Source organism: Streptomyces sp. NBC_00513 (assembly GCF_041431415.1).
Lineage (GTDB): Bacteria > Actinomycetota > Actinomycetes > Streptomycetales > Streptomycetaceae > Streptomyces.
This window is the reverse complement of sequence record NZ_CP107845.1, coordinates 4,138,401-4,163,852: the sequence shown is the minus strand read 5'-3', so window position 1 is coordinate 4,163,852 and position 25,452 is coordinate 4,138,401. Positions and strand designations below refer to the sequence as shown.

The following is a 25,452-nucleotide window of genomic DNA, read 5'->3' as shown; positions in this document are numbered from 1 at the left end:
CGCTGTGACGAGGGTCGCCCCGACACGGATTTCAGAGCACGGCGCACTTTGGGCTAAGCTCTCTCTCGGTAGCGTGTCCGAGCGGCCGAAGGAGCACGCCTCGAAAGCGTGTGATGGTGCAAGCTATCCGTGGGTTCAAATCCCACCGCTACCGCTCTGATCGAGAGCCCCGCCCCGCAAGGGTCGGGGCTCTCGGCTTTTCCCCGGGCCTCGACGCTTCCGGGGCCCTCACGGCTCCCCGGACTCTCGGCTTCCGGGGCCCTCCGGGGGACAGGCGCGTGACCGGCCGCCCCCTCGACCGTTGTCACGGCATGACCAAGACCCAGCGCATCCTCGCCGCCTTCGCCCTCGCGGGGGCCGCCGCGGGCCTCGCCGCTCCCGCCGCCTCCGCCGCGCCGATCGCCCCGCTCACCCTCCCGGACCTGCCGACGGCGGCCCCGGGCATGCCGCGCGGGGCGACGCCCGGATCCGTGAAGGAGATCGGCGCCAAGCTCAACGACCTGAACCAGCTCAACCGACTGATGGACCTCCCCAACGACCTCGCGCCCGTGATCGCGCCCGTACAGCCCATCACCGACCTCGCCGGCGGTATCGAATAGCCGCACCGGATTCGAACCGTCGGCTCGAACAGTCCGGCGGGCAGACCGCGCGGTCCGGCGAGCGACCCGCGAACGACCCGCGAACCGTCCGGCGCGCGGGCCGCACACGAAGAAGGCCCCGACCGGGGGTCGGGACCTTCGACGTCGGGACGCGGGAAGTGGCATCGGGGGGACAAGCCACTCCCCCCGATGAGGACGGAACCTGCCGGTCCGTACCGCGGTCAGGGGGAAGCCCGCGGCTCGGACCCCGCAGTGAGGTCCTGTCCCTCACCCACCGATTTCCTGCCAGAACCGGTGGGCTCGTCCCCCATCCTGCGCCTCCCCCGCCCCGCCACAGGGCGGCAAAGGACCCGGAACGCCGGGTCATTGGTCCCTAAAGGGCAGGTGAGTGTCCAAACCCGACCGGTTAGACTCACCCGACTTTGCAGGACCGGTTGGGGAGGCCGACACCGCTCGTGGACACCAAGAAGATCATCACGGGCGCGCTCGCCGTCTTCGTACTCTTCGTGATCATCACCCAGCCGATCAAAGCCGCCGATATGGTCCAAATAGGCTTCCAGGGAATCTCGGACGCCGCCCACGGGATCGGCGAGTTCATGACCGAACTGGTGACCTGAACCCGTACGCTGAAGCGGCTTCCGGACAAACCGGCCCCCCACTCCGACGGGTGGGGGGTCTTTTGCGTTATCCATGTTCGAACTGAATGCCCGTATATGGGCAATTTACCCTCAACACGGAGATATGCGGTGCTTGCGCATAGTGCACATCTCTTGTGATGCTATGACCGCTTTTGACGGATAGTTGACTGAAGGGGTGGCGTGACCGTGCCGGCCAGTACTGCGCCTCAGGTGCCACCCCAGCAGGACCCCCAGGAGCCACAGCACACGCAGGGCCTCCCCGGCCCGCACGCCGCCCCCGGCGCGCGGGACACCCCCGGCTCTCCCGCCCCGCACGGTGCCCCCGGCCCGCAGGCCGCCACCCCGCCCCACCAGGACGCCCAGGTGCCCCCGCAACAGGAGTCGCCCCGGCAGGAGTCCCCGGCGGGGCCCTCCCGGGAACCGTCCACCCCCTCACCGACGCAGGCGCCCACGACCGGCGAGACCGCCCAATCCCCCGCAGCACCGCCCCAGGAGGCCCCGCAGGAGCCGCCCGTCGCCCCGAGGCCGCAGAGCAGGGGCGCCGACACCCGGGCGCTCACCCAGGTCCTCTTCGGGCAACTGAAGGCGCTCCAGCCCGGCACCCGCGAGCACGACCGGGTGCGCGGCGCCCTCATCGAGGCCAACCTGCCGCTCGTCCGGTACGCGGCGGCCCGCTTCCGCAGCCGCAACGAGCCGATGGAGGACGTGGTCCAGGTCGGCACGATCGGCCTCATCAACGCGATCGACCGCTTCGACCCCGAACGCGGGGTCCAGTTCCCGACCTTCGCGATGCCGACCGTCGTGGGCGAGATCAAGCGGTACTTCCGGGACAACGTCCGCACCGTCCACGTCCCGCGCCGCCTCCACGAGTTGTGGGTCCAGGTCAACGCCGCCACCGAGGACCTGACCACCCAGCACGGCCGCACCCCCACCACCCCCGAGATCGCCGAACGACTGCGCATCTCCGAGGACGAGGTGCTGTCCTGCATCGAGGCCGGCCGGAGCTACCACGCAACATCGCTGGAGGCCGCGCAGGAGGGCGACGGCATGCCCGGGCTGCTCGACCGCCTCGGCTACGAGGACCCGGAACTGGCCGGCGTCGAACACCGCGACCTCGTACGGCATCTGCTCGTACAACTGCCCGAGCGTGAACAGCGGATCCTGCTCCTGCGGTACTACAACAACCTGACGCAATCGCAGATCAGCGCTGAGCTGGGCGTATCCCAGATGCACGTGTCGCGACTCCTCGCCAGGAGCTTCGCCCGCTTGCGATCCGCAAACAGGATCGAGGCGTAACCGGATCGGGTGGAGCTTCCCCGACGCGTTTCCCGACAGACCGGGCTCATTCCGCTCTGTCGCTGGAGATACATGTCGACATGGCGCTACAGCGTGTTGCCGACATGTGACATTCTGCTGGAACCGCGTTTGCCGCAGCCCCGCCTCCGGTATTCAGGTGGAGGCTGCGTTCCTCCGACGGGCGCGCAGAAGACGCGACCGTCCGCGACCTCAAGGGGGTGGCATGTCCGTAGACCAGGGCAGCTCACAGGTACTCACGCTCGTCAAGCGTGCGGTGCCGGCAGTGTCCAACCGCTCGGAAGCCATCGACACCCGCACCCTCTCCCGCTCCCTCTTCCAGCGCCTCGCAACCCTGGACGCGGACAGCCCCGAACGAGTGTACGTACGCGACACCCTGATCGAACTGAACCTGCCCCTCGTGCGTTACGCCGCGGCCCGCTTCCGCAGCCGCAACGAGCCCATGGAGGACATCGTCCAGGTCGGCACGATCGGCCTGATCAAGGCGATCGACCGGTTCGACTGCGAACGCGGGGTCGAGTTCCCCACGTTCGCGATGCCGACCGTGGTGGGCGAGATCAAGCGGTTCTTCCGGGACACCTCCTGGTCGGTGCGCGTCCCGCGCCGGCTCCAGGAGCTGCGACTGGCCCTCACCAAGGCCAGTGACGAGCTCGCCCAGAAGCTGGACCGGTCCCCGACCGTGCCGGAACTGGCCGCCGTGCTCGGCGTCTCGGAGGAGGACGTCGTCGACGGCCTGGCCGTCGGCAACGCCTACACCGCCTCCTCGCTCGACTCGCCCTCCCCCGAGGACGAGGGCGGCGAAGGCTCGCTCGCGGACCGGCTCGGCTACGAGGACACGGCACTCGAAGGCGTCGAGTACCGCGAGTCCCTCAAGCCGCTGCTGGCCAAACTCCCGCCCCGGGAACGGCAGATCATCATGCTGCGGTTCTTCGCCAACATGACCCAGTCGCAGATCGGCGAGGAGGTCGGCATCTCCCAGATGCACGTCTCCCGACTGCTGACCCGCACGCTCGCGCAACTGCGCGTGGGCCTGATCGGCGAGTAGGGAATCAACCGGCTCCGCACCGTTCCCAATTGACGATGCGTCAGGAAAACTGACGCGATGCGAACGGGATCACGCGCGGCGCTGGCCCTCACCCTCTGCTGCTCGACCGCCGCCGCGGCCCTCACCGGCTGCGGCGGCGCGACGCGCGACGGCTACGTGGCCGTGGGCGCCGCCGCGCCCGGTCCGGAGCGGGGCGCGGGGGAGAACGTACCGCCCCGGGGACAGGTGGAGCTCCAGCGACTCGGCGCCCCGCCGACGTCGGGCACCGCCTCCGCCTCCACCGGTACGCCGGCCGGCTCGCCCGCACCGCAGACCTCGGGCGACGGCGGGAACGGACCGACGCCCCCGCCGGGCGGCGGCTCCGTACCGGCTCCGAACACGGGCACGGGCGCGGAGCCCGGGCTCCCGGGCGCGCCCGCGGGCACGACGGGAGGTACGGGCGGGTCGAGTACGGGCGGCGCCGGCGGCTCGGTAAGCACGGGCGGCTCGGGAAGCACCGGCGGTGCCGGCTCGGGCGGCTCCGGTACGCCCAGGCCGCCGACGAGCCCGCCGGGCACCACACCGACCCCGACACCGGCACCGGCCACGCCGGCGCGACTGACCCTCGGCGCCCCGACCCGGTCGGGCGCGGCGGACCGGTGGTGCGAGAACGTCACGGTGAGCTTCACCAACACCGGCACCACGGCGGCCCGCTCCGGCACGATCACCTTCGCGACGCACATCATCGGCGCCCTCGGCGTCGACTGGGCCACCCGCACGACGACGCAGCCCCTGCCCACCCCGATCGCGGGCGGCACGACGAAGACGCGGACCTACACGGTCTGCGTCGAATCCTGGCGCGTCCCCCTGGGCATGCACGTGGACACCCGGAACGTCACCGCCACCTGGAACTGAACGAAGGGGACAGGACGGGACGGATCCGCAGGGCCGGCGGGGCCGGCCTCCGCGTCACGTCGTCGCGCCGTCACGCCGTCACGTCGTCGCCTGGTCGCTCGGTCTCTACAGGACGACCCAGAGGACCACCGCGAGGACCAGGATCAGAGCCGCCCCGAGGGCGATCCAGGTGCCCGTCTTCGAACCGGCCTGACGCTCGGCCCGCCGCTGCTGTCGCGCACCGGGCCCGGCCTGGCGGGCCGGGGCGGCTTCCTCCACGAACGCCCGGAACATCTGCGTGCTGCCCGCGGGGTCGTGGTTGCCCTCGGGGACCTGTGAGTTGTGGTTCTCAGCCATGGGTCAGGACCCTAGCGGGTTTTCCCTTTCCTTTACCGCCCCACCCCCCGAATTCATTTGCCTGTAGCAACCATCCGCTTCTATGGTTGCCCAAAGCAACAAGATGGGGGGTGCCCGGTGACGACTTCGACCACGTCCACAACCGCGACGACGGCCGGTCCGGGGGAGACGGGTCCGACGACGGGGCCGACGACGAGCCCGACGACCGCTCCCGCGTACGAGGAGCTGGCCCGCCAACTCACCGGCATCGGCGCGGTCAAGCGCGACCTCGCCCGCACCCTGCCCCCGCACTGCCCGCCCGGCTCGGCCGCCGTGCTCACCGTGCTCGACCGGCACGGCGAGATGCGGCTCGGCCGGCTCGCCGAACTCATGGCCATCGACATCTCGGTGACCAGCCGGCACGTGACCCACGTCGCCGAACGCGGCTGGATCGAGCGCGAGACCGACCCCGTCGACGGCCGCTGCCGGATCCTGCGGCTCACCCCGACCGGCCGCGCACTCCTGACCGACCTCGGGACCCGGTACACGCGGGCGCTGGAACGCGCCCTGGCCGACTGGTCCGCCGAGGACGTCGACGCACTCAACACCCTGCTGGCCCGACTCCGATCGAGCTTCTAGAACCCGAGGAAACGCATGGCAACGACCACACCCGACGGTGTGCGGGAAAGCGGCCGGCCGGAGACCACGTCCGACGGCACGCCCATGACGCACCCGCAGATCATGAAGGCCCTGTCCGGGCTGATGCTCGGCATGTTCGTGGCGATCCTGTCGTCCACGATCGTCTCCAACGCCCTTCCCGAGATCATCAGCGACCTCGGCGGCACCCAGTCCTCCTACACCTGGGTCGTCACCGCCGCCCTGCTGTCGATGACGGCCGCGACCCCGCTCTGGGGCAAGCTGTCCGACCTCTTCAGCAAGAAGCTGCTGGTCCAGATGTCCCTGGTGATCTACGTCCTCGGTTCCGTGGTCGCGGGCCTGTCCCAGAACACCGGCATGCTCATCGCGTGCCGCGTGGTCCAGGGCATCGGCGTCGGCGGCCTGTCCGCCCTCGCGCAGATCGTGATGGCCGCGATGATCTCCCCGCGCGAGCGCGGCCGTTACAGCGGCTACCTCGGTGCGGTGTTCGCCGTCGCCACCGTCGGCGGGCCGCTCCTCGGCGGCGTCATCACCGACACCGACTGGCTCGGCTGGCGCTGGTGCTTCTACGTCGGCGTGCCCTTCGCGATCATCGCGCTGATCGTGCTCCAGAAGACGCTGAAGCTCCCGGTGGTCCGGCGTGACGTCAAGGTGGACTGGCTGGGCGCCCTCCTGATCAGCGGCGCCGTGTCGCTGCTCCTGATCTGGGTCACCCAGGCCGGCGACTCGTACGACTGGATCTCCTGGACCAGCCTGGCGATGACCGCCGGATCGGTCGCGCTCGGCCTGCTCTTCGTCCTCGTCGAGTCCCGCGCGAGCGACCCGATCATCCCGCTGCGGCTGTTCCGCAACAAGACCATCACCCTGGCCTCGGCGGCCTCCCTGTTCGTCGGCATCGCGATGTTCTCGGGCACGGTCTTTTTCAGCCAGTTCTTCCAGTTGGCCCGCGGCGAGTCCCCCACGATGTCCGGAATCCTCACGATTCCGATGATCGGCGGGCTCTTCGTCTCCTCCACTCTTTCCGGTGCGGTGATCACCAGGACCGGCAAGTGGAAGGCCTGGCTCGTCGCCGGCGGCGCGCTGCTGACCGCCGGACTCGGACTGCTGGGCACCCTGCGGTACGACACCCCGTACTGGCACATCGCGATCTACATGGCGCTGACCGGACTCGGTCTCGGCATGATGATGCAGAACCTCGTCCTCGCCACCCAGAACCAGGTGGCCCCCGAGGACCTGGGCTCCGCCAGCTCCGTCGTCACCTTCTTCCGCTCGCTCGGCGGCGCCGTGGGCGTCTCGGCACTCGGCGCGGTGATGGCCAACCGGGTCACCCACTACGTCCAGGACGAGCTGACCGCCCTCGGGCCGAAGGCCGCCGCGATGGGCCACGGGGGCACCGCCGGCGGGGGGATCCCCGACCTCGACAAGCTGCCCGCGCCGTTCCGTACGGTGATCGAGTCCGCCTACGGGCACGGCGTCGGCGACGTCTTCCTGTACGCCGCACCGTTCGCCCTGCTCTCCCTGCTCCTGGTGCTGTTCATCAAGGAGGTCGCCCTGAAGTCGAAGCCGGCCGCCCACGCGCCCATGGCCGAGAGCGCCCCGCAGGCCCCGGCGACCACGTCGCTCAAGGCCTGACCCGCCCGGTCCCCCACGTACGCGGAGCTCCGGCAGGGCTGTTGCCCGGCCGGAGCTCCGCGCGTTCCGGGGTCGGTCCGCGGTCGTCCCCGCGGTGGTCCGGATCAGGAGGTGCCGGTGGCTCCGGAGGCGGGGGCGGTCAGGTCGTAGAAGGTGGCGCCGCCGACCGTCTCGGCCTTGAAGTTGGCCTTCACCCAGGTCTCGATGGCGCTGCTCGCACCACCGCCGGGACCGCCGCCCATCCGGGTCGTGCCCCGCTCCTGGCCCGTGCCGCCGTCCTCGGCGCCGCCCTGGCCGGTGCTGCCCTGGTCGGTGCCGCCCTGGCCGATGAACCAGTGGATCTTCCCGGCCTTCACGTACGCCTTGAACCGCTCCAGCGTCGGGGAGGGGTCGCTCCCGTTGAAGCCGCCGATCGGCATCACGGGCATGCCCGAGGCGAGCTGGTAGCTCGCCGCGTTCTGCGAGCCGATGGCGGCCGCCGCCCAGGTGTACCGCGAGGCGTCGGCGCGCAGGGCGGCCGTCGCCTCGGCGCTCGCCCGGGTCCCGTTGAGCAGTCCGCCGGCGCCGCCGGGTCCGCCGCCGCCCGGGCGGTTCCCGAGCCGCTCGCCGCCTCCGGGAGCCTGTCCCCCGGGGCCAGCCTGACCACCGGGACCTCCCTGGCCGCCGGGGGCCTGGCCGCCGCCGGGCATGGTCCGGCCGGGACCGCCCTGGGTACCGCCCGGGAACCCGCCCTGGGGAGCCCCGCCCTGGCCGCCGCCCTGGGGGAACGCGCCGCCGCCCGGGCCGTAGAAGGCCCGCATGCCCGGACCTCCGCCCGGCCCCCGCCCGCCCGCGACGGCCGGACCGGCGGTGACGATCGAGCCCGTGTGCGGGGTGTTCACCGTCGTCAGGCAGTACGCGAGGGGCCCGGCCAGCGCGGCCGCGAGGCCCACCCCGGCCACCGCGAGCAGGACCGGGCGGCCCAGCCGCGCCGCGAACGGCAGGAGCACCGCCGCTCCGAGGCCGGCGACCAGTACCGTCCAGCGCAGCCAGGGCAGGTACCCCTCCGCTCGGCCCAGCAGGACGAAGGCCCACCACGCGGTGAGCGCGAGGGTCCCGGCGAGGGTGAGGGAGGCCGCGCGGCTGCCCCGTTCCTCCCACAGGACGGCCACGCCCATGCCGACCAGCGCGGCCACGAAGGGGGCCAGGGCGACGGTGTAGTACTCGTGGAAGATGCCCTGCATGTAGCTGAAGACCACCGCGGTGATCAGCAGCGATCCGCCCCAGGCCAGGAAGGCCGCGCGGGCCATGCCCTCCAGCGAGTCGGTGGCCCGGCGGGCCCGCCAGGTGATCACCAGTCCCGCCACGAGCAGCACCAGGGCCGCCGGCAGCAGCCAGGAGATCTGCCCGCCGATGTTGCCGGAGAAGAGCCGGTCGATACCGGTCTCACCCCAGCCGCCGCCACCGCCACCGCCGCCCCCGCCGGGGCGCCCGCCCCCGCCGACGCTGCCGGTCTCGTTGCCGTTGATCCGGCCGAGGCCGTTGTAGCCCAGGGTCAGTTCCAGGAAGGAGTTGTTCTGCGAGCCGCCGATGTACGGGCGGGAGGCCGCCGGCCACAGCTCGACGATGGCCACCCACCAGCCGCCGGCCACCACCATCGCCAGCCCGGAGAGCAGCAGTTGTCCGAGCCGCCTGCGCAGCCCGGTCGGCGCGCAGACCGCGTACAGCAGGGCGAGCGGCGGCAGGATCACGAAGGCCTGGAGGGTCTTCGTCAGGAACGCGAACCCGACCGCGACACCCGCCCAGACGAGCCACTTGGTGTGCGCCCCGTCGAGGGCCCGCAGGACGCAGTGCACCGTGACCGTCAGGAGCAGGGTCAACAGCGCGTCCGGGTTGTTGAAGCGGAACATCAGCGCGGCGACCGGGGTCAACGCGAACGCGGCCCCGCCGATCAGGGCCGCCGCGGGCCCGAACTGGCGGCGCACGGAGGCGTACAGGACGGCGGTGGTGCCGACACCCATCAGGGCCTGGGGAACGAGGATCTGCCAGGCCCCGAGCCCGAACAGCCGGACGGACAGCGCCATCGGCCACAGGGCGGCCGGGGGCTTGTCGACGGTGATGGAGTTCCCGGCGTCCGAGGACCCGAAGAAGAAGGCCTTCCAGCTCTCCGAGCCCGCCTGGACGGCGGCGGAGTAGAAGGAGTTCGCGTAGCCGGAGGCGCCCAGGTTCCACACCAGCAGCAGGCCGGTGGCGAGCAGCAGGGCGACGTACGCGGGACGTTCCCAGCGGGGCCTGCCGATCGCGGCGTCGACCGCGGCGGGTGGGGAGGACGGGAAGAGGGGGACTGCTGCCGTGGTCATCGGTGGTCGTCCTTCGCGGGAGTGCCGCGCCGCTCGGGGAAGACCCAGGCGCGGAAGAGCAGGAAGCGCAGCACGGTGGCGGCGAGGTTGGCCGTGATCAGGACGGCGAGTTCGGTGGCGTGGGCCGGCGCGGTGGTGGCCGCGCCGAGCGCCGCCAGGGAGCCGCTGGTCAGCGCCAGGCCGATACCGAACACGACCAGGCCCTGGGCCTGGTGGCGCACGGCCCGGGCGCGGCCGCGCACGCCGAAGGTGAGCCGGCGGTTCGCGGCGGTGTTGGCCACGGCCGACAGCAGCAGCGCGGCGGCGTTGGCGGCCTGCGGCCCGACCGAGGACCGGAAGGCGGAGTAAAGCAGCAGGTAGAGCAGCGTGCTCAGCAGCCCGACGGCGCAGAAGCCGAGGAGCTGCCGGGCCAGCCCGCGCGGTACCTCGGGCAGGGCGGTCCGGTCGCGCGGATCGTCTCCGAAGGGGCGGGCGAGCCGGTCCAGCGGCAGCGCCCCGATGGCCAGCGCGCGACCCACCCGCCACATGCCCCGGAGGTCCTCGGCGGCCGTGCGGGCGATGTGGACGGTGGTGTCGGGGTCGTCGACCCAGTCCACCGGCACCTCGTGGATCCGCAGTCCGGCCCGCTCGGCGAGGACGAGCAGCTCGGTGTCGAAGAACCAGCCGGTGTCCTCCACCAGCGGCAGCAGCCGCTGCGCGACCTCCCGCCGGATGGCCTTGAACCCGCACTGGGCGTCGCTGAAGCGGGCGGAGAGCGAGGAGCGGAGCAGCAGGTTGTAGGCGCGGGAGACGAACTCGCGCTTCGCGCCGCGCACCACGCGCGAGGAGCGGGCGAGGCGGGTCCCGATGGCGAGGTCGGAGTGGCCCGAGATCAGCGGGGCGACCAGCGGCAGCAGCGCGTTGAGGTCGGTGGACAGGTCCACGTCCATGTACGCGAGCACGGGTGCCTCGGAGTGGGACCACACGGTGCGCAGGGCGCGGCCTCGGCCCTTCTCCTCCAGCCGGGTGCTGCGTACGCCGTCGACGGCGGCGGCGAGGCCGGCCGCGACCTCGGGGGTGCGGTCGGTGCTCGCGTTGTCGGCGATGGTGATCCGGAAGGGGTACGGGAAGGTGCGGGTGAGGTGCTCGTGGAGCCGGCGCACACACGGTCCGAGGTCCTTCTCCTCGTTGAACACCGGGATCACCACGTCGAGTACGGGCACACCGGGCACGGGCGCCAGGGGCGCACGGGCCGGGAGGGCTCCGGGTCCGGGAGAGGTGTCGGTTGGCATGTACCGACAGTCGCCGGTCGGGCTGTCACCGGTGTGTGGTGAGCCTGTGCCCCGTCTGTGAGTCCGTGGCGGTCGCGAGCGGCAGGCGCACCTCGAAGCTGGTCCGACCCGGTCGGCTGCGTACGTCGACCTGTCCCCCGTGGGCCGAGACCACGGCCTGGACGATGGCGAGTCCGAGACCGGTGGAGCCCGCCGACCTGGAGCGGGAGGCATCGCCGCGGGCGAACCGCTCGAAGACGTGGGGGAGGAGTTCGGAGGGGATGCCGGGCCCGTCGTCCTCGATCAGCAGCCGGACGGCGGATGTTTCACGTGAAACATGCGCGGTGACGGTGGTGCCGGGCGGGGTGTGGGTGCGGGCGTTGGCGAGGAGGTTGACCAGGACCTGCTGGATCCGGGCCGGGTCGGCACGGATCGGCGCGGGCTCGTCGGGGAGGTTCAACCGCCAGTGGTGCGCGGGGCCGGCGGCCCGGGCGTCGCTGACGGCGTCCACGACGAGCGGGGCCAGATCGGTGTCGGCGTCTCCGGTGGGCAGGGGGCGACCGGCGTCCAACCGGGCCAGGAGCAGCAGGTCTTCGACGAGTCCGGTCATCCGGGTGGCCTCGGACTCGATTCGGCCCAGCGCGTGCCGGGTGTCGGGGCCGGGCTGCTCGTGGCCGCGCCGGGTGAGTTCGGCGTAGCCGCGGATGGAGGCCAGCGGGGTACGCAACTCGTGGCTGGCGTCGGCGACGAACTGGCGGACCCGCATCTCGCTCTGCTGCCGGGCGGTGAGGGCCGAGGAGACATGGCCCAGCATCCGGTTGAGGGCCGCGCCTACCTGCCCCACCTCGGTGCGGGGGTCGGCCTCCGCGTCGGGAACGCGTTCGTGCAGGGCGGGTTCGCCGCTGTGCAGGGGGAGTTCGGAGACCCGGGTGGCGGTGGCGGCGACCCGGTGCAGGGGGCGCAGGGCGACACCGACGAGCGCCTGGCCCGCGAGGGAGGCGGCGATCAGCCCGGCCAGGGTGACGAAGACCTCCACCGCGACGAGGGTGTGGACCGTGGAATCCACGTCGCTGAGCGGGAAGCCGAGTACGAGGCTGCCGTCGGGGGAGGTCAGCACCCGGTAGCCGCCGAGCTGCGGCAGCTCCACGTCGGTCGGGTCGCCCCCGCCCGGGGCGGACGCGTGGGCGGCCCGCTCCAGCGCGGCCGTCTGGCCGTCGGTCAGCGGCTGGCGGTGGTCGAGGTCGGGGCCGCCCACGGCCGCGCTGCGGGCGGAGCCGATGACCTTCCCGTCGGAGTCGAGCCGGATCCCGGCGGCGCCGAGGGGGCTGCCGGGGGCCAGGACGAATCCCAGGCTGTTCTCGCGGGCGGCCTTGCCCGCGCCGGGTCCGCGGAGCGCCATGTCGAGGGAGACCCGCAGCTGGTCGTCGAGCTTGTCGACCAGGTTCTCGCGCAGTGCGAGCGTGGTGACGGTGCCGATGGCCGCGCCGACGACGGCGATGAGTGCCACCGCCGACAGGACGAGCCGGGTCCGCAGCGACCACGGCCGGCGGGGTCGGCCGCCTCGTCGGGGTCGACGTACGGGCACTACTCGGCGTACGGGCACTACTCGGCCGGCTTGATCAGGTAGCCGGCGCCGCGGCGGGTGTGGATCATCGGGGGCCATCCGGGGCCGCTCTCCAGCTTCCGTCGCAGGTAGGAGATGTACAGCTCGACGACGTTGGCCTGGCCGCCGAAGTCGTAGGACCACACCCGGTCCAGGATCTGCGCCTTGCTGAGCACGCGGCGCGGGTTGCGCATCAGGTAGCGCAGCAGCTCGAACTCGGTGGCGGTCAGATGGACCTCCCGGCCGTCCCGGGTGACCTCGTGGCTGTCCTCGTCGAGCCGCAGGTCGCCCACGACCAGGACGGATCCCCCGCGCGCGGCCTGCGCCGCGCCGGAGCGGCGGACCAGGCCGCGCAGCCGGGCCACGACCTCCTCCAGGCTGAACGGCTTGGTGACGTAGTCGTCGCCGCCCGCCGTCAGACCCGCGATCCGGTCCTCGACGGAGTCCTTGGCGGTGAGGAACAGCACCGGGACCTGGGGAAGCTCCCTGCGCAGCCGGCCGAGCACGGCCAGGCCGTCCATGTCCGGGAGCATGATGTCGAGCAGCACCACGTCGGGGCGGAACTCCCGGGCCGCGCGGACCGCGCCGGCGCCGTCCCCGGCGCTGCGGACCTCGCAGCCCTCGTAGCGCAGGGCCATGGACAGCAGCTCGGAGAGCGCGGCCTCGTCGTCGACCACGAGCACCCGGCAGGGGCCGCCGTCGGGCCGGACGAGGGCCGTGTGATTGCCGGTGGACGTGGACGCGTGTGAGGTGGTCGTCGCAGTCATGGGTACACGCTCACCGTTGCCTCTGAGAGCGTTCTTGCGCCTACCTGTGAATTTCCTGAGAATCGCCGGCCCGCGCGGGGCGGGGCCGCGGGGCGGGTTCCGGCGGGGGCTCAGGGCAGCCGGAACAGCCGGGCGCCGTTGTCGTGGCAGACCGCGCGCAGCCAGTCGTCCCCTAGGCCGAGGCGCTCCAGGGCCGCGAGCTGGTGCTCGTAGGGGTAGGGGATGTTCGGGAAGTCGGTGCCCAGCAGGATCCGGTCGCCGAGGTCGACCAGCCTGCCCAGGTCCCCGGCCGGGAAGCCGCTGAACTGCTCGGAGAAGTCGGTGAAGGCCATGGTGGTGTCCAGCCGGACCTCGCCGTACCGCTCGGCCAGGTCGAGGAAGTCGGCGTACTCGGGCATCCCCATGTGCGCGATCACCAGGGGCAGCCGGGGGTGGCGGGCCAGCAGCCGGGCGACGGGCTCGGGCCCGGTGTGCTTGCCGGGGACGGGCCCCGAGCCGCAGTGGATCACGACGGGGATCCCGGCCTCGGCCAGCAGCCCCCAGACCGCTTCGAGCCGGTCGTCGTTCGGGTCGTACCCGCCGACCTGGAGGTGCGCCTTGAAGACCCGCGCCCCGGCCTCGACGGCCCGGGCGGTGTACGCCGCCGCCCCGTCCTCCGGGAAGAAGGTCGCGGTGTGCAGGCAGTCGGGGGTCCGCGCGGCGAAATCGGCGGACCAGGCGTTCAGCCAGGCCGCCATCGCCGGCTTGTGCGGGTAGAGCATGGCGGTGAAGGCCCGTACCCCGAATCGCCGGAGCAGCGCGACCCGCTGCTCCTCCTCGTGCCGGTAGGTGATCGGCCACTCGACGCCGGTCAACGGTCCGACCGCGTCGAAGTAGTCCCACACCTTGTCCAGGACCCGCCCGGGCATGAAGTGGGTGTGCACGTCGACCAGTCCGGGCAGCCCGAGCCGCTCCCGGAAGACGCGCACCGCCTCCGCCGTCGAAGCCTCCGCCGTTTCCCCGGAGGTCGGGTCGGTGGTCGGCCCGACGCTCGGCTCGGGGCTCGGATCGATGGTCGGCTCGGGGCTCGGATCGATGGTCGGCTCGGGGCTCGGATCAGTGCTCGGCGCGGACAAATCCGTGGCTCCGTTCGACGGTCGCGACGTGCAGGGTGTAGCTCTCGTACCAGTCCTCGCGGCCCCGGCTCATGGCCGCCCGGTGTTCCCGGTCCTCGCGCCAGGCGGTCAGCGACTCCTGGTCGCGGAAGTAGGCGACGGTGATGCCGAGGCCGCCCGGGGTGCGCGCGGACTCGTGGCCGAGGAGGCCGGGGTTGGCTCCGACGAGCTCGCTCATCCGGGCGCCCGTCTCCGGGTAGTCGGTGTCGTCGGCGGTGCGGACATCGGTGAAGACGGCCATCAGGTACGGCGGTTCGAACGCCGGTACGGGCTGGATGCTCATGCCCACCACCCTCTGCGGCGGGCCCCCGGGATGTCCACAGGAAAGCCGCCCACGAGGCCAAAGGGATCCAAGACTTGACCATGGACGGCCCGCGCGGCCTTCACGACATGCGCCTCGGCCTGGGCGCCTCGCGGCCTGGGCGCCTCGCCCTCGCCGGTCAGAACAACCCTTCCTGCCCGATCTCCGGGGAGGGCGGCGCGATCACGGTCGTCGGCACCTCCGCGCCGCCGTCCTCCAGCGGTGCGACCAGCTCCCAGCCGGCGAGGAGCCGGGTGTCCACCACCAGCCCGTCCGCGAAGTGCAGATCCGGTCCGGCCGCGCCCACGAGGGTCCCCGTCACCGTCCCGTCGGGCACCATCTCGGTGACCACCCGTGCGGATTCGGGCAGCGTGTCGAGGCCGAACGGGACGGCGTGATCGACGACTTCGCACCCCAGCCGGTCCAGCGACTCCGGCCATCCCGGCAGGGCCGCGGCGCGGGCGTGCAGCTCGGCCACCTCCCCGGCCCGCTCCGCGCGCGGCGGCAGGTGGGCCCGTACGGCGCGCTTGCGGGCGTACGCGATCCGATCGGGCACCCCGAGGGCGGCCCGCAGCAGTTCCTCGGTGCGCCGGGTCGCCATCAGCGGCCCGCGCCCGAGCCAGGCCCAGGTCACCGCCCCCTGCTCCAGCAGCCGGGCCGGACCGCGTTCCTCGGCGGTGATGCCGACCTTGAGCAGGCCGGGCCCGAACCACGCCAGGTACACCCGGTACGTGCGCGGATCGGCGACGTTGGTGTCGGCGGCCACCGAGAAGGACCGGTCCAGCCGGGCGCACTCGGGGCACTGGGAGTTCCCCGCCCGGCCCGGCACCGGCCGGCCGGTGGGGCACGGGGTCCGCCTGCCGGCCCGCCACACGCCCAGGCAGTGCCGCTCGCCCCGGGCGGCGAAGGCCAGCCGGTGCCCGTACCCGAGCACGCTGCCGCGCTCCCCGCGCTGCGACTCGTACCAGCCGATGGACGGACCGCCGTCCTGCCAGCGGATGCCGGTGCACCACCAGGTCACAGCGGGAGCGGCCGTTCGAAGAAGGTGTCCAGGACGACGGTGGCCTGCGTTCCGCTGACGCCGTCGATGGCGTAGAGGCGGCGCAGTACGTCCTGCAGCTGCACCGTGGTGGCGGAGCGGACCTTGACCAGCACCGACGCGCTGCCGGCGATGACGTGCGCCTCCTGGATCTCCGGGATGGCCGCGAAGGCCTCCGCCGAGTCCCCCATCCAGGCGTTGGAGTCGACCATCACGTAGGCCAGCACCCCGCTGCCCACGGCGGCCGGGTCCACGTCGACCGTGGTCCGCCGGATCACTCCGCGCTCGCGCAGTTTCCGTACGCGCTCGTGCGTGGCGCCGGCCGAGAGGCCGACTGCCGCGCCGAGGGCCGCGTAGGACTGGCCCGCGTCCTGCTGGAGGCGCAGGACGAGCGCCCGGTCGATGTCGTCCACGCGATCTTCCTCTCATGTGCCCGTCGGGCCTTGCGAAGACGGTACCTGATCCTGCAATCTCACCATCACACCGAACTTCATTCGGTTGATCGAGCAATAGGGGGAACCGTGTCAGGTATCGCAGACCTCGGCCTGTACGAGATTCTGGACGATCGTTTCCGTACGGGCCGCTGCGCCAACGGCGACATGCGCCTGGAGCGCCTGTACGACGACTGCCGTTGGGCGGAAGGACCGCTCTACCTCCCCGCCTGGCGGCAACTCGTGTGGAGCGACATCCCCAACGACCGCATGCTGCGCTGGGACGAGGTGACCGGCACCGTCTCCGTCTTCCGCTCCCCGGCCGGCCACTCGAACGGCAACACCCTCGACCGCGAGGGCCGCCTGATCACGTGCGAGCAGGGCAACCGACGCGTCACCCGCACCGAACCGGACGGCAGCCTCACGGTCCTGGCGGACCACTGGGACGGCAAGCGGCTCAACAGCCCGAACGACGCGGTGGTGCGCTCGGACGGCTCCGTCTGGTTCTCCGACCCGGACTTCGGCATCACCAACGACTACGAGGGCCACCGCGCCCCGAGCGAGATCGGCGCCTGCAACCTCTACCGCGCCGACCCCGCGACGGGCGAGGTCCGGCTGGTCGCGGACGGCTTCCTGGGCCCGAACGGCCTCGTCTTCTCCCCGGACGAGAGCGAGCTGTACGCCGCCGACACCCGCGCGGGCCACATCCGCGCCTTCAAGGTCACCGACGACGGGACCCTGACGCACGACCGGGTGTTCGCCGTCTGCCCCTCCGTGGACAACATCCGCTTCGACGACCAGGGCCGGCTGTGGGCGGCGGCCATGGCGGACGGCGTGCGCTGCCACGCGCCGGACGGCACCCTGATCGGCCGGCTCCGCGTACCGGAGCCGGTCTCGAACATCACCTTCGGCGGTCCGAAGAACAACCGCCTCTTCATCACCGCCACCACCTCGCTGTACTCCCTGGTGATGTCGGTGACCGGCCTCCCCCGCGTGGCCCGCTGACCCCTGCCGCGAACCGGAGCGCACACAACGGACGCACCCGGTCCACGACCACCGGCCTATCGGGCGACGAACTGCGTGAGGATCGCCTGGACCTCGTAGATGTCGACGCCCTTGGTGAAGGTCTTCTCCACCGCGGGCGTCGGACTGCCCGATATCCAGATCTTCAGCTCGGCATCGAGATCGAAGTGACCGGCGGTCTCCACCGAGAAGTGCGTGATGCTGCGGTAGGGGATGGAGTGGTACTCCACCTTCTTGCCGGTGATGCCCTGCTTGTCGACGAGCACCAGCCGCCGGTCGGTGAACAGGATGGTGTCGCGGATCAGGAGATACGCCGCGTGCACCTGCTCCCCGTGCCCCAGCAGCCGCTGGTAGTCCCGCTGCGCCGACACCGGATCGACCGTGTGCGCGTTCCCGAACAGACCCATGGAACTTCCCTTCGAAGACTCGACGACCCTCGAAAGGCTAGCCGGCCCCTCCCCGCGCGGCGTCGTCCACCAGACGGACCCCCACCCGGAGATCCCCCGGAGGCGCCACGACCGGGGAAACGCGAGAGGCCCTCAGGATTTCTCCTGAGGGCCTCTGGCCTGCTGTGCACTCGGCAGGATTCGAACCTGCAACCTTCTGATCCGTAGTCAGATGCTCTATCCGTTAAGCTACGAGTGCTTGGACTTCCCGGGGTTTTGTGCCCCGTTGGCCTTGCGAGAACAACAATACATGGACCTCGGCGGGACGCGAAATCCATTAGCCCCACCGCCGTTGACCTGCGAAAACGCCCCTGAAGAAGATCATCCGGGCAGGGCCGGGAAGTGACCCCGACCGGGCTGCCGAGGGGTCCGCGAGGGCTCCTTGCGCGATCACGGGGGCAGAACCCCGGCACGACCCCACTTCGGCGCGCCAGGGTCCGGGAGCGGCCGGAAGTCGTCGACGAGTCGCCCGAAAAGCGTCCACGCGGCATCCGCGAACGACGATCACGAGACGGCGCCCGCACGAGGCCCGAACGCACCGAAGCCCCGGTCCTGAGGACCGGGGCTTCGGTGAGGTGCGGAGGCGGAGGGATTTGAACCCTCGATGGGGGGTAAGCCCCAAACCGCATTAGCAGTGCGGCGCCATAGACCGGACTAGGCGACGCCTCCAGCACACCCTCGCGTACGAAGGTGCGTGCAGATGATGACACAGGCCCGGGGCCGGTCACCAATCCGCTCCCACGGTACAAGGAACGACAGGTCCAGGGCAAAGGCTTAGGACCCCGCGCGCGGCACCTGTGTCGAGGGGCGCACGGCGGGAGTGGGACGGGCGCGGTGAGGGACGTACCAACGGGTGAACCGGCGGGCGTTCCACGGGAACCGGGCAGCCGTCCCGAGGGCGGCGGCGCGCCGCCGCACGCACACACGGCGTGCCGCGTGCGCAACGTCGGGGCCGGCACGTCGTTGGTGAGGCGTACGACGTACGGACGACCTGGAGTGCCACATGCTGCGTCTCGCCGCCTTCGCCGTCACCTCCGTCCTGGCCGCAGCGGCCGCCGGACCGCTGCCACCGCTGCCCCTGAACCTGCTGTCGCCGTCGGCGCCGGCTCCCGACCGGCTGACCGTCTCCGTGTCCAACACCGGCAACCCGCTCGCCGACGGCGACTACTCCCTGGAGTGCGACCCGGCCGGAGGCAACCACCCCCGGGCCCACGACGCCTGCGCCCGGCTCGACACCTTCGCGAAGAACGGCGAGAACCCCTTCGCCCCCGTCTCGAAGCGGCAGTTCTGCACCATGGTCGACGGCGGGCCCGCCACCGCCCGGATCACGGGAACGTGGGACGGCAGGAGGGTGGACGCGACGTTCCAGCGGACGAACGGATGCGACATCGCCCGGTGGAACAACATGGAACCTGTGCTTCCGAGTGGGCGTGCCTGACCTGGGAGGATGCGAAGGATGGGCGGAATACACCGCACATCCGCCGCCCCGCCGAGGGCCCGTGCCCTTAGACTCCTCCCGTGACATGCCGGTAGTCGTGGTCAGGGGAGGAAGCTCGTCGTGAGCAGCAGGCCATCCCGAGGCGCTGCTCGCCTCGCAGCAATACTCGACGCTCTTCCCGACGCGCTGTTGCTCGTCAACGCCAACGGCACGGTCGTCAACGCGAATTCGATCGCACTCGAGATCATGGAGAGTCCCGGAACGGGGCTCGTCGGGCGCGGTGTGCTGGACCTGCTGCCCGAGTTCGACTCCAAGTTGATCCCCGGCTCCATGCGCCGACCCGGCGACGACGAGGGCGGGCGGGCCAGGCCGAAGCGGATGACCGCGCGGCGCACCGACGGATCCGAGTTCCCCGTCGAGGTCACCAGCGCCCACCTCGACGGCCGTGACGCCTACCGCGAGCCCGCCCCGTCCTACACCGGTGACGAGCTGCTCATGCTCGTCGTACGGGATCTCTCCGAGACGGTGGACACCGAGGCCGAGCTGGCGCGTTCCCAGCGGCAGACCGAGATGATCCTGCGGGCCGCCGCCGAGGGCGTGGTGGGTACCGACACCGACGGGCGGGTCGTACTGGTCAATCCGGCCGCGGCGCAGATCCTCGGGTACCGCGCCACCGACCTCGGCAACCGCGAGCTGCACGGGCTGATCCAGCACTCCCGCGCCGACGGCTCGCCGTTCCCGTTCGAGGAATCCCCCCTCGCCGACACCCTGCGCAGCGGACGCAAGCACCGGGTCCGCGGGCAGGTCCTGTGGAACAAGTCGGGGCAGCCCGTCTCCGTCGACCTCACCACCTCGCCCGTACGGGACGGGGAACTGCTCGTCGGCGCCGTCATGACGTTCACGGACCGGCGGCCGTACGACGCCCTCGCGGCCCGCAACGCCCAGTTGATGGCACTGCTCGACGACTCGCTGCGTGGTCCGCTGGCCGAACTGCGCCGGGAACTGGCGACGCTGGCGGCCGACGACGCCGGTCAGCTGTGGCCCGAGGCCAACCAGCTGCTGCACCACCTGGCCGCCGGGTACTCGCGGATGACCACGCTCGTGGACAACGTGCTCGGCTTCCAACGACTGGACGCGGGCAGCGACAAGCTCGACAAGAAGAAGGTCCTGATCAACACGGTCGTCGCGGCCGGCGTCGACGGCGCGGTCGAGCTGATCGGGCCGGGCCGGGCGCAGTTCGCCGTGCACGCGCCGACCATCGAGGCCGAGGTGGACGGGGAGCGCGTCGCGGCCGCCCTCGCGCATCTGATCGCGGACGTGGCCGGGGTCGACGCCACCGGCAAGACCGCGCAGGGCAGCGGGTACGCCGACTCCACGATCGTCGTGGCCGCCGCGCAGCGCGGCGACGTCGTACGGATCGAGGTGCGCGGGCCCTACGAAGGGGGCAACCCGGTGCACGAGCCGATCGTGCGGGGCATCGTGGCCGCGCACGGCGGTGTGTTGCAGACGGTCGAGGTCCCGGGTGCGCCGGGCGGTGCGTACGTCCTGGAGTTCCCGCTGGGTGCGGGAGCCGGCACGGTGACCCTGCCCGAACCGGCCAAGGAGCCCGAAGACGAGGCCCCCGAGGGCAAGCCGGGCCGCGAAGGCAAGGGCGAGTCCGGCGGCCGGCGCGCACGGCGCAGCGGGGTGGACGCGTTCCTGGACGACGAGGCCGAGGAGCCGAAGGCCCCCGAGGGCCGTGGCCCCCAGCCCGGCCAGGGTGGTGGCGGGAGTGCGCTGGCGCTGCCGTCCGGACGGCGACGGGCCGACGGCAGCCCCGCCGACTCCGGTCCGGTGGGATCCGGGCTGGCGCAGTCCCCGGTGAACCCGGCGGGCCTGGGCACCGGACGCCGCCGGGGTCGTGACGGCGACGGCAGCGGGAACGGCGCCGCGGCCGGCGCCGCCCGGGGTCCCCAGAACGGTGTGAACGGCGGGCAGGGCGGCTCCGGTCGGCCGGTGCCCCCGCAGGGCACCGCGATGCCCGCGTTGCCGCCCGTACCGCCGGTCCCGGTGACCGAGCACCCCGCCGGACGACGGCGCGCGCTGGGGCCCGCGGGTCCGCCCGCGCAGCCCGGCGGGCCCGTGCCGGCGACCGGCCTCGTGCCGCCCGTCCCGCAGCGCCCCATCGCCCCCGAGGGCGGCTTCGCGCTTCCCGCCGGACCGACCCCGGCGGCGAGCCCGGTTCCGGGGCCCGCCCCGGCCGCCCCGCAGGCGCCCGCGATGGCCGGTTCCGCGCCCGCTCCCGCCGAGGCCGACTCCGAAGCTCCGGGCGGACGCCGCGGCAGGCGGGTGCTCGGCGCACCGGCCTCGGAGCCCGAGACCCCCGACGCCGCGCCCGAGGCCGGTGCGCGGGAAGCCGCCGACCCGGCCCACCCCACCGGTCGGCGCCGCGCCCTGCCCGCCACCCCGGCATGGCCGGTACCCGCCGCCCGGACCGCCGTCGAGGACGACGAGGCCGCGCCGGCCGCCGTCCCCGGCGCCCGGCAGCCGCAGGACGCCCCGGCGGAGGCCGCGCAGCCGATCAGCGTGCGCGCCCTCGGCACCCTGGGCCAGGGCATCTCCGTCGACGCGAGCGGCTCCGGTCGCAGGCGTCGACTCGCCGAACCCGCCGCTCAGGGACGTGCCTTCGCGATAGGAGCACCCGAGGCGGGCTCCGCCGAGGGCCCCGAGCCGCTGGACGGCCCCGGTGGCGCCGTCGAGGTGGTCAACCGGCCCGTGCCCCGCCCCGTGGACGACGAACTGCCGCCGGAGCCGCTGGACAACCCGCGCCGGCTGCTCGTGTGGCCCGCGCCCGACGCGCAGACGCAGCGGGCCCTGAGCGACCGCGGCTACCGCCCGGTGATCGTGAACTCCCGCGAGGAGGTGGACGCGCAGATCGCCGCCTTCCCCGCGGCGCTGTTCGTCGACCCGCTGACCGGGCCGATCACCCGGACCGCCCTGCAATCGCTGCGTCAGGCCGCGGTGGCCGCCGAGGTCCCGGTCCTGGTCACGGCCGGGCTGGGACACGCCACGCGCGAGGCCGCGTACGGCGCCGATCCGGCCGTCCTGCTCAAGGCACTCGCGCCCCGCGACAGCGAGCAGCACCCGTCCCGGGTCCTGCTGATCGAGGAGCACGAGGAGATCGCCATCGCCCTGAGCGCCGCCCTGGAGCGGCGCGGGATGCAGGTGGCACGGGCGGGCGCCGACACCGACGCCGTGGAGCTGGCGACCCGGATGCGCCCGAACCTGGTGGTCATGGACCTGATGCAGGTCCGGCGGCGCCGGGCCGGGATCGTGGACTGGTTGCGTGCCAACGGACAGTTGAACCGGACCCCGCTGGTCGTCTACACGACCGCCGGGATCGACCCGGCCGAACTGCCGCGGCTGGCCTCGGGCGAGAGCGTCCTGTTCCTCGCCGAACGATCCACGACCGCGGACGTGCAGGGCCGCATCGTGGACCTGCTGGCAAAGATCGGCACCAACTAGTCATCCTGGCCGCATGGCCATCACCCACACGACCGAGCACACCGTCCCCGCCGACAACGGGGAGGTGAACCTGCTCATCGCCCGTCAGGTGGAACCGGGCCACGAGGAGACGTTCGAGGCCTGGGCCCACGGCATCCTGGAGACCGCCGCGAGCTTTCCGGACCACCTCGGATACGGGCTGTTCCGCCCGGCCTCGGAGGGCGGGCCCTGGTTCCTGGTGCACCGCTTCCGCAACGAGGCGGCGTTCCAGCGGTGGCAGGACTCCGCCGAGCGGGCGCAGTGGTTCGCCAACTGCCTCGGGCACCACCACACCGAGATAGCCCGGCGGGAACTCCACGGCATGGAGACCTGGTTCGCGAAGCCGGGTACGACCCGGCCCGCGCCGCCGCGCTGGAAGATGGCGATCAGCTCGGGGCTGGCGATCTTCCCGATCTCGCTGGCGGGCAACGCGCTGCTCGGGCCGTACCTGGTGGATCTGCACTTCGTGGTGCGCACGGCCGCGTTCGCGGTCGTCTTCAGCTCCCTCATGACCTACGTGGCCATGCCCGCCGTCAGCAGGCTGCTGCGGCCATGGCTCACCCGGGGCTGACATCCGCCGGCGCGTTCTCCTAGTCGAGCCTGGTGACCTCCAGTGCCCCGTCCGCGTACTGCTTCCGGATCACCTTCTTGTCGAACTTGCCGACGCTCGTCTTCGGTACCGCCTCGACGAAGGCCCAGCGCTCCGGGAGCTGCCATTTGGCGATCGACTGGGCGAGGAACGCGTGCAGCCCCGTGTAGTCCACGCTCGCGCCCTCCGTGCGGACGACCGTGGCCAGCGGACGCTCGCCCCACTTCTCGTCGGGGACGGCCACGACCGCCGCCTCGGCCACCTCCGGATGCGCCATCAGCGCGTTCTCCAGCTCGACGCTGGAGATCCACTCGCCGCCGGACTTGATGACGTCCTTGGCCCGGTCGGTCAGCGTGAGGAACCCGTCGGCGCTGATCACCCCGACGTCACCGGTCTTGAGCCAGCCGTCCGCGCTGAACTTGTCCTCGGGACGGAGCGGCTCGCCGTCGGCGCCGCCGTAGTAGGCGCCCGCGATCCATGTGCCGCGCACCTCCAGCTCACCCGCCGACCGGCCGTCCCACGGCAGGTGGTCGCCGCCGGGTCCCACCAGGCGCCCTTCGACACCCGCGGGGAAGCGGCCCTGGGTGATCCGGTACGGCCACTCCTCCTCGGCGGTCAGACCGGCCGGCGGGTGCGCCATGGTGCCGAGCGGCGAGGTCTCCGTCATGCCCCAGGCGTGACAGAGGCGGACGCCGAGCTTCTCGTACGCCTCCATGAGGGAGGGCGGGCAGGCCGCGCCGCCGATCGTGACCTGCTTCATCGAGGTCAGGTCGCGCGGGTTGGCGGTCACCTCGGCGAGCAGCCCCTGCCAGATGGTGGGGACGGCCGCGGCGTGGGTGGGCTTCTCCCGCTCGATCATCTCGGCGAGCGGGGCGGGCTGAAGGAAGCGGTCCGGCATCAGCATGTTGATGCCGGTCATGAACGTGGCGTGGGGCAGCCCCCACGCGTTCACGTGGAACTGGGGAACGACGACGAGCGTGGTGTCCCGGTCCGTCAGACCCATCGACTCGGCCATGTTGACCTGCATCGAGTGCAGGTAGACGGAGCGGTGCGAGTAGATGACGCCCTTGGGGTCGCCGGTGGTGCCGGAGGTGTAGCACATGGCCGCGGCCTGGCGCTCGTCCAGCTCGGGCCACGCGTAGGTGTCCGGGCGGCCCGCCAGCAGGTCCTCGTACTCGTGCACGCGCACGTCGAGGCCTTCGAGTGCGGAGCGGTCCCCGACCCCCACGACGACGACATGCTCGACGGTGGGCAGGTGCGGCAGCAGCGGGGCCAGGAGGGGGAGCAGGGTGCCGTTGACCAGTACGACCCGGTCGGCCGCGTGGTTGACGATGAAGACCAGCTGCTCGGGGGGCAGTCGCAGGTTGAGCGTGTGCAGAACGGCGCCCATGGACGGGATCGCGAAGTACGCCTCCACGTGCTCGGCGTTGTTCCACATCAGAGTCCCTATGACATCCGACTCCTGGACTCCGAGTTCGTCACGCAGAGCGTTGGCGAACTGAGCAGCGCGGGCGCCGATCTCCGCGAAGCTGCGCCGGTGCGGCTCGGCCTCGCCCGTCCAGGTCGTCACCTGGGAATTTCCGTGAATCGTCGACCCGTGGGTCAGGATTCGCGAGATCAGCAGTGGTACGTCCTGCATCGTGCTCAGCAAAGCGTCCTCCCGGTGAGCGCTGCGGCGCTGCGGCGGCTACGGATGCTGCCGATTCTGCGCACGTACCGGTCGGCATGTCACTACCTCACGGGTGGAAACCCTGGCGCTGTTTCACGTGAAACAGGGTGCGGTGACACGCGTGCTCGTGTTTCACGTGAAACACGAGGACGTGTTTCACGTGAAACACGGCGACACGCTTCCTCAGCGGACGACGGTGAGTTCCGGGTCCTCGCGCAGCTTGACCAGGGCGCGGGAAACCGCGCTCTTGACCGTGCCCACCGAGACCCCGAGCAGCTCGGCGGTCTGCGCCTCGCTCAGGTCCTCGTAGTAGCGGAGCACCACCATCGCCCGTTGCCGGTCGGGCAGCCGGGTCACCGCGCGCCACATGGCGTCGCGCAGCGCCTGCGCCTCCGCGGGGTCGGTGGCCGGCGCCTCCTCGCTCTCCGGAAGCTCGTCGCAGACGAACTCGTCCACCTTGCGCTTGCGCCACTGGGAGGTGCGGGTGTTGACCAGCGCCCGCCGTACATAGCCGTCGAGGGCTCGGTGGTCCTCGATGCGGTCCCAGGCCACGTACGTCTTGGCCAGGGCCGTTTGCAGCAGGTCCTCGGCGTCGCAGGGGTTGGCGGTGAGGGAGCGCGCGGTGCGCATCAGGACCGAGCCGCGGGTCCGGACGTACGCCGAGAACGACGGGTACGTCGTCGGATTCGAGGCGAGTGTGCACACAGGCGTGGTCATGCCTCCACGCTAGGAGCGGAGCGGGCTCCCCGGATCGGCCGCAGGTGCCGAAGCGGGGTCCATCTCAGGT

The 25,452-nt window shown here is 72.1% G+C and carries 23 protein-coding genes and 3 tRNA genes; 12 read left to right on the top strand and 14 right to left on the bottom strand.

Annotated features, from left to right (window positions below):
- The first annotated feature begins 67 nt into the window (after positions 1-67).
- The 6 genes from OHA84_RS19190 to OHA84_RS19165 all read left to right on the top strand — a co-directional run bounded on the left by OHA84_RS19190 (position 68) and on the right by OHA84_RS19165 (position 4,490).
- A tRNA-Ser gene (locus tag OHA84_RS19190) sits at positions 68-154 on the top strand.
- Between the two features lie 157 nt (positions 155-311).
- Positions 312-599 carry a hypothetical protein gene (locus OHA84_RS19185; protein WP_159041626.1) on the top strand — a complete coding sequence of 96 codons (288 nt, stop codon included), beginning with the start codon at positions 312-314 and terminating at the stop codon, positions 597-599.
- 455 nt (positions 600-1,054) lie between these two features.
- Complete coding sequence (locus OHA84_RS19180) at positions 1,055-1,216, top strand: hypothetical protein (protein WP_199826690.1); 162 nt, start codon at positions 1,055-1,057, stop codon at positions 1,214-1,216.
- Between the two features lie 384 nt (positions 1,217-1,600).
- Positions 1,601-2,533 carry an RNA polymerase sigma factor SigF gene (locus OHA84_RS19175; protein ID WP_053684185.1) on the top strand — a complete coding sequence of 311 codons (933 nt, stop codon included), beginning with the start codon at positions 1,601-1,603 and terminating at the stop codon, positions 2,531-2,533.
- Between the two features lie 223 nt (positions 2,534-2,756).
- Complete coding sequence (locus tag OHA84_RS19170; RefSeq protein ID WP_053684131.1) at positions 2,757-3,596, top strand: RNA polymerase sigma factor SigF; 840 nt, start codon at positions 2,757-2,759, stop codon at positions 3,594-3,596.
- A 57-nt stretch (positions 3,597-3,653) separates the two neighbouring features.
- Positions 3,654-4,490 carry a hypothetical protein gene (locus OHA84_RS19165; protein WP_266970581.1) on the top strand — a complete coding sequence of 279 codons (837 nt, stop codon included), beginning with the start codon at positions 3,654-3,656 and terminating at the stop codon, positions 4,488-4,490.
- A 105-nt stretch (positions 4,491-4,595) separates the two neighbouring features.
- Here the strand turns inward: OHA84_RS19165 and OHA84_RS19160 are convergent, their stop codons facing one another.
- Positions 4,596-4,826, bottom strand: coding sequence for a hypothetical protein (locus tag OHA84_RS19160; protein ID WP_266970583.1), 231 nt, complete (start codon positions 4,824-4,826; stop codon positions 4,596-4,598).
- Between the two features lie 225 nt (positions 4,827-5,051).
- Between OHA84_RS19160 and OHA84_RS19155 the strand changes: the two genes are divergently transcribed.
- Both OHA84_RS19155 and OHA84_RS19150 read left to right on the top strand, forming a co-directional pair.
- Positions 5,052-5,444: a MarR family winged helix-turn-helix transcriptional regulator gene (locus OHA84_RS19155; protein WP_266950638.1), complete on the top strand. Its 393-nt coding sequence runs from the start codon at positions 5,052-5,054 to the stop codon at positions 5,442-5,444.
- Between the two features lie 15 nt (positions 5,445-5,459).
- Positions 5,460-7,094, top strand: coding sequence for an MDR family MFS transporter (locus OHA84_RS19150; protein WP_266970585.1), 1,635 nt, complete (start codon positions 5,460-5,462; stop codon positions 7,092-7,094).
- Between the two features lie 104 nt (positions 7,095-7,198).
- Here the strand turns inward: OHA84_RS19150 and OHA84_RS19145 are convergent, their stop codons facing one another.
- The 8 genes from OHA84_RS19145 to OHA84_RS19110 all read right to left on the bottom strand — a co-directional run bounded on the left by OHA84_RS19145 (position 7,199) and on the right by OHA84_RS19110 (position 15,960).
- On the bottom strand, positions 7,199-9,433 hold the full coding sequence (locus tag OHA84_RS19145) for a glycosyltransferase family 39 protein (RefSeq protein ID WP_266970587.1): 2,235 nt from the start codon (positions 9,431-9,433) through the stop codon (positions 7,199-7,201).
- Positions 9,430-10,704 (bottom strand): glycosyltransferase, encoded by a 1,275-nt coding sequence (locus OHA84_RS19140; protein WP_266948730.1) that lies wholly within the window; start codon positions 10,702-10,704, stop codon positions 9,430-9,432. Before OHA84_RS19140 ends, OHA84_RS19145 begins: the two co-directional genes overlap by 4 nt.
- Positions 10,705-10,729: 25 nt before the next feature.
- Positions 10,730-12,190, bottom strand: a complete 1,461-nt coding sequence (locus OHA84_RS19135; RefSeq protein WP_371591418.1) for a sensor histidine kinase — start codon at positions 12,188-12,190, stop codon at positions 10,730-10,732.
- A 95-nt stretch (positions 12,191-12,285) separates the two neighbouring features.
- Complete coding sequence (locus OHA84_RS19130) at positions 12,286-13,053, bottom strand: response regulator transcription factor (protein ID WP_053684119.1); 768 nt, start codon at positions 13,051-13,053, stop codon at positions 12,286-12,288.
- 110 nt (positions 13,054-13,163) lie between these two features.
- Entirely contained in the window at positions 13,164-14,021 is an 858-nt protein-coding gene (locus OHA84_RS19125) for an amidohydrolase family protein (protein ID WP_266950637.1), read from the bottom strand.
- A 127-nt stretch (positions 14,022-14,148) separates the two neighbouring features.
- Positions 14,149-14,490 (bottom strand): antibiotic biosynthesis monooxygenase, encoded by a 342-nt coding sequence (locus OHA84_RS19120; RefSeq protein ID WP_266948727.1) that lies wholly within the window; start codon positions 14,488-14,490, stop codon positions 14,149-14,151.
- 157 nt (positions 14,491-14,647) lie between these two features.
- Positions 14,648-15,529 (bottom strand): DUF2797 domain-containing protein, encoded by an 882-nt coding sequence (locus OHA84_RS19115; protein WP_266970590.1) that lies wholly within the window; start codon positions 15,527-15,529, stop codon positions 14,648-14,650.
- Positions 15,526-15,960, bottom strand: a complete 435-nt coding sequence (locus tag OHA84_RS19110) for an Lrp/AsnC family transcriptional regulator (RefSeq protein WP_053684114.1) — start codon at positions 15,958-15,960, stop codon at positions 15,526-15,528. The genes OHA84_RS19115 and OHA84_RS19110 overlap by 4 nt, the downstream gene beginning before the upstream one ends.
- 186 nt (positions 15,961-16,146) lie before the next feature.
- On the opposite strand from OHA84_RS19110, the gene OHA84_RS19105 reads away from it, so the two are divergent.
- Positions 16,147-16,983 (top strand): SMP-30/gluconolactonase/LRE family protein, encoded by an 837-nt coding sequence (locus OHA84_RS19105; RefSeq protein ID WP_371591597.1) that lies wholly within the window; start codon positions 16,147-16,149, stop codon positions 16,981-16,983.
- Positions 16,984-17,039: 56 nt separating this feature from the next.
- On the opposite strand, the gene OHA84_RS19100 is transcribed toward OHA84_RS19105, so the two are convergent.
- The 3 genes from OHA84_RS19100 to OHA84_RS19090 form a co-directional block, all read right to left on the bottom strand.
- Positions 17,040-17,408: a PH domain-containing protein gene (locus OHA84_RS19100; RefSeq protein ID WP_053684111.1), complete on the bottom strand. Its 369-nt coding sequence runs from the start codon at positions 17,406-17,408 to the stop codon at positions 17,040-17,042.
- A gap of 165 nt (positions 17,409-17,573) precedes the next feature.
- Positions 17,574-17,646: transfer RNA gene (locus OHA84_RS19095), tRNA-Arg, on the bottom strand.
- 379 nt (positions 17,647-18,025) lie between these two features.
- A tRNA-Ser gene (locus OHA84_RS19090) sits at positions 18,026-18,116 on the bottom strand.
- A 334-nt stretch (positions 18,117-18,450) separates the two neighbouring features.
- On the opposite strand from OHA84_RS19090, the gene OHA84_RS19085 reads away from it, so the two are divergent.
- From OHA84_RS19085 to OHA84_RS19075, 3 genes are all read left to right on the top strand, one after another.
- Positions 18,451-18,885 (top strand): SSI family serine proteinase inhibitor, encoded by a 435-nt coding sequence (locus tag OHA84_RS19085; protein WP_053684110.1) that lies wholly within the window; start codon positions 18,451-18,453, stop codon positions 18,883-18,885.
- A 120-nt stretch (positions 18,886-19,005) separates the two neighbouring features.
- A complete protein-coding gene (locus tag OHA84_RS19080) occupies positions 19,006-22,389 on the top strand; it encodes a PAS domain-containing protein (RefSeq protein ID WP_266970594.1) in 3,384 nt (1,127 codons plus the stop codon).
- A gap of 13 nt (positions 22,390-22,402) precedes the next feature.
- Positions 22,403-22,978: an antibiotic biosynthesis monooxygenase gene (locus OHA84_RS19075; RefSeq protein WP_266970596.1), complete on the top strand. Its 576-nt coding sequence runs from the start codon at positions 22,403-22,405 to the stop codon at positions 22,976-22,978.
- Between the two features lie 19 nt (positions 22,979-22,997).
- Here OHA84_RS19075 and OHA84_RS19070 read toward each other — a convergent pair whose 3' ends face one another.
- Both OHA84_RS19070 and OHA84_RS19065 read right to left on the bottom strand, forming a co-directional pair.
- Positions 22,998-24,647: a long-chain fatty acid--CoA ligase gene (locus tag OHA84_RS19070; RefSeq protein ID WP_266970598.1), complete on the bottom strand. Its 1,650-nt coding sequence runs from the start codon at positions 24,645-24,647 to the stop codon at positions 22,998-23,000.
- A 201-nt stretch (positions 24,648-24,848) separates the two neighbouring features.
- Positions 24,849-25,382, bottom strand: a complete 534-nt coding sequence (locus tag OHA84_RS19065; RefSeq protein WP_053684103.1) for a SigE family RNA polymerase sigma factor — start codon at positions 25,380-25,382, stop codon at positions 24,849-24,851.
- Positions 25,383-25,452 lie beyond the last annotated feature (70 nt).

Excerpts from the sequence above, each read along its gene's own strand:
- OHA84_RS19100 (WP_053684111.1), bottom strand. The coding sequence starts at position 17,408 with ATGGGTCTGTTCGGGAACGCGCACACGGTCGATCCGGTGTCGGCGCAG.
- OHA84_RS19120 (WP_266948727.1), bottom strand. The coding sequence starts at position 14,490 with ATGAGCATCCAGCCCGTACCGGCGTTCGAACCGCCGTACCTGATGGCC.
- OHA84_RS19165 (WP_266970581.1), top strand. The coding sequence starts at position 3,654 with ATGCGAACGGGATCACGCGCGGCGCTGGCCCTCACCCTCTGCTGCTCG.
- OHA84_RS19075 (WP_266970596.1), top strand. The coding sequence starts at position 22,403 with ATGGCCATCACCCACACGACCGAGCACACCGTCCCCGCCGACAACGGG.
- OHA84_RS19130 (WP_053684119.1), bottom strand. The coding sequence starts at position 13,053 with ATGACTGCGACGACCACCTCACACGCGTCCACGTCCACCGGCAATCAC.
- OHA84_RS19105 (WP_371591597.1), top strand. The coding sequence starts at position 16,147 with ATGCGCCTGGAGCGCCTGTACGACGACTGCCGTTGGGCGGAAGGACCG.
- OHA84_RS19160 (WP_266970583.1), bottom strand. The coding sequence starts at position 4,826 with ATGGCTGAGAACCACAACTCACAGGTCCCCGAGGGCAACCACGACCCC.
- OHA84_RS19170 (WP_053684131.1), top strand. The coding sequence starts at position 2,757 with ATGTCCGTAGACCAGGGCAGCTCACAGGTACTCACGCTCGTCAAGCGT.
- OHA84_RS19145 (WP_266970587.1), bottom strand. The coding sequence starts at position 9,433 with ATGACCACGGCAGCAGTCCCCCTCTTCCCGTCCTCCCCACCCGCCGCG.
- OHA84_RS19065 (WP_053684103.1), bottom strand. The coding sequence starts at position 25,382 with ATGACCACGCCTGTGTGCACACTCGCCTCGAATCCGACGACGTACCCG.
- OHA84_RS19085 (WP_053684110.1), top strand. The coding sequence starts at position 18,451 with ATGCTGCGTCTCGCCGCCTTCGCCGTCACCTCCGTCCTGGCCGCAGCG.
- OHA84_RS19185 (WP_159041626.1), top strand. The coding sequence starts at position 312 with ATGACCAAGACCCAGCGCATCCTCGCCGCCTTCGCCCTCGCGGGGGCC.
- OHA84_RS19140 (WP_266948730.1), bottom strand. The coding sequence starts at position 10,704 with ATGCCAACCGACACCTCTCCCGGACCCGGAGCCCTCCCGGCCCGTGCG.
- OHA84_RS19150 (WP_266970585.1), top strand. The coding sequence starts at position 5,460 with ATGGCAACGACCACACCCGACGGTGTGCGGGAAAGCGGCCGGCCGGAG.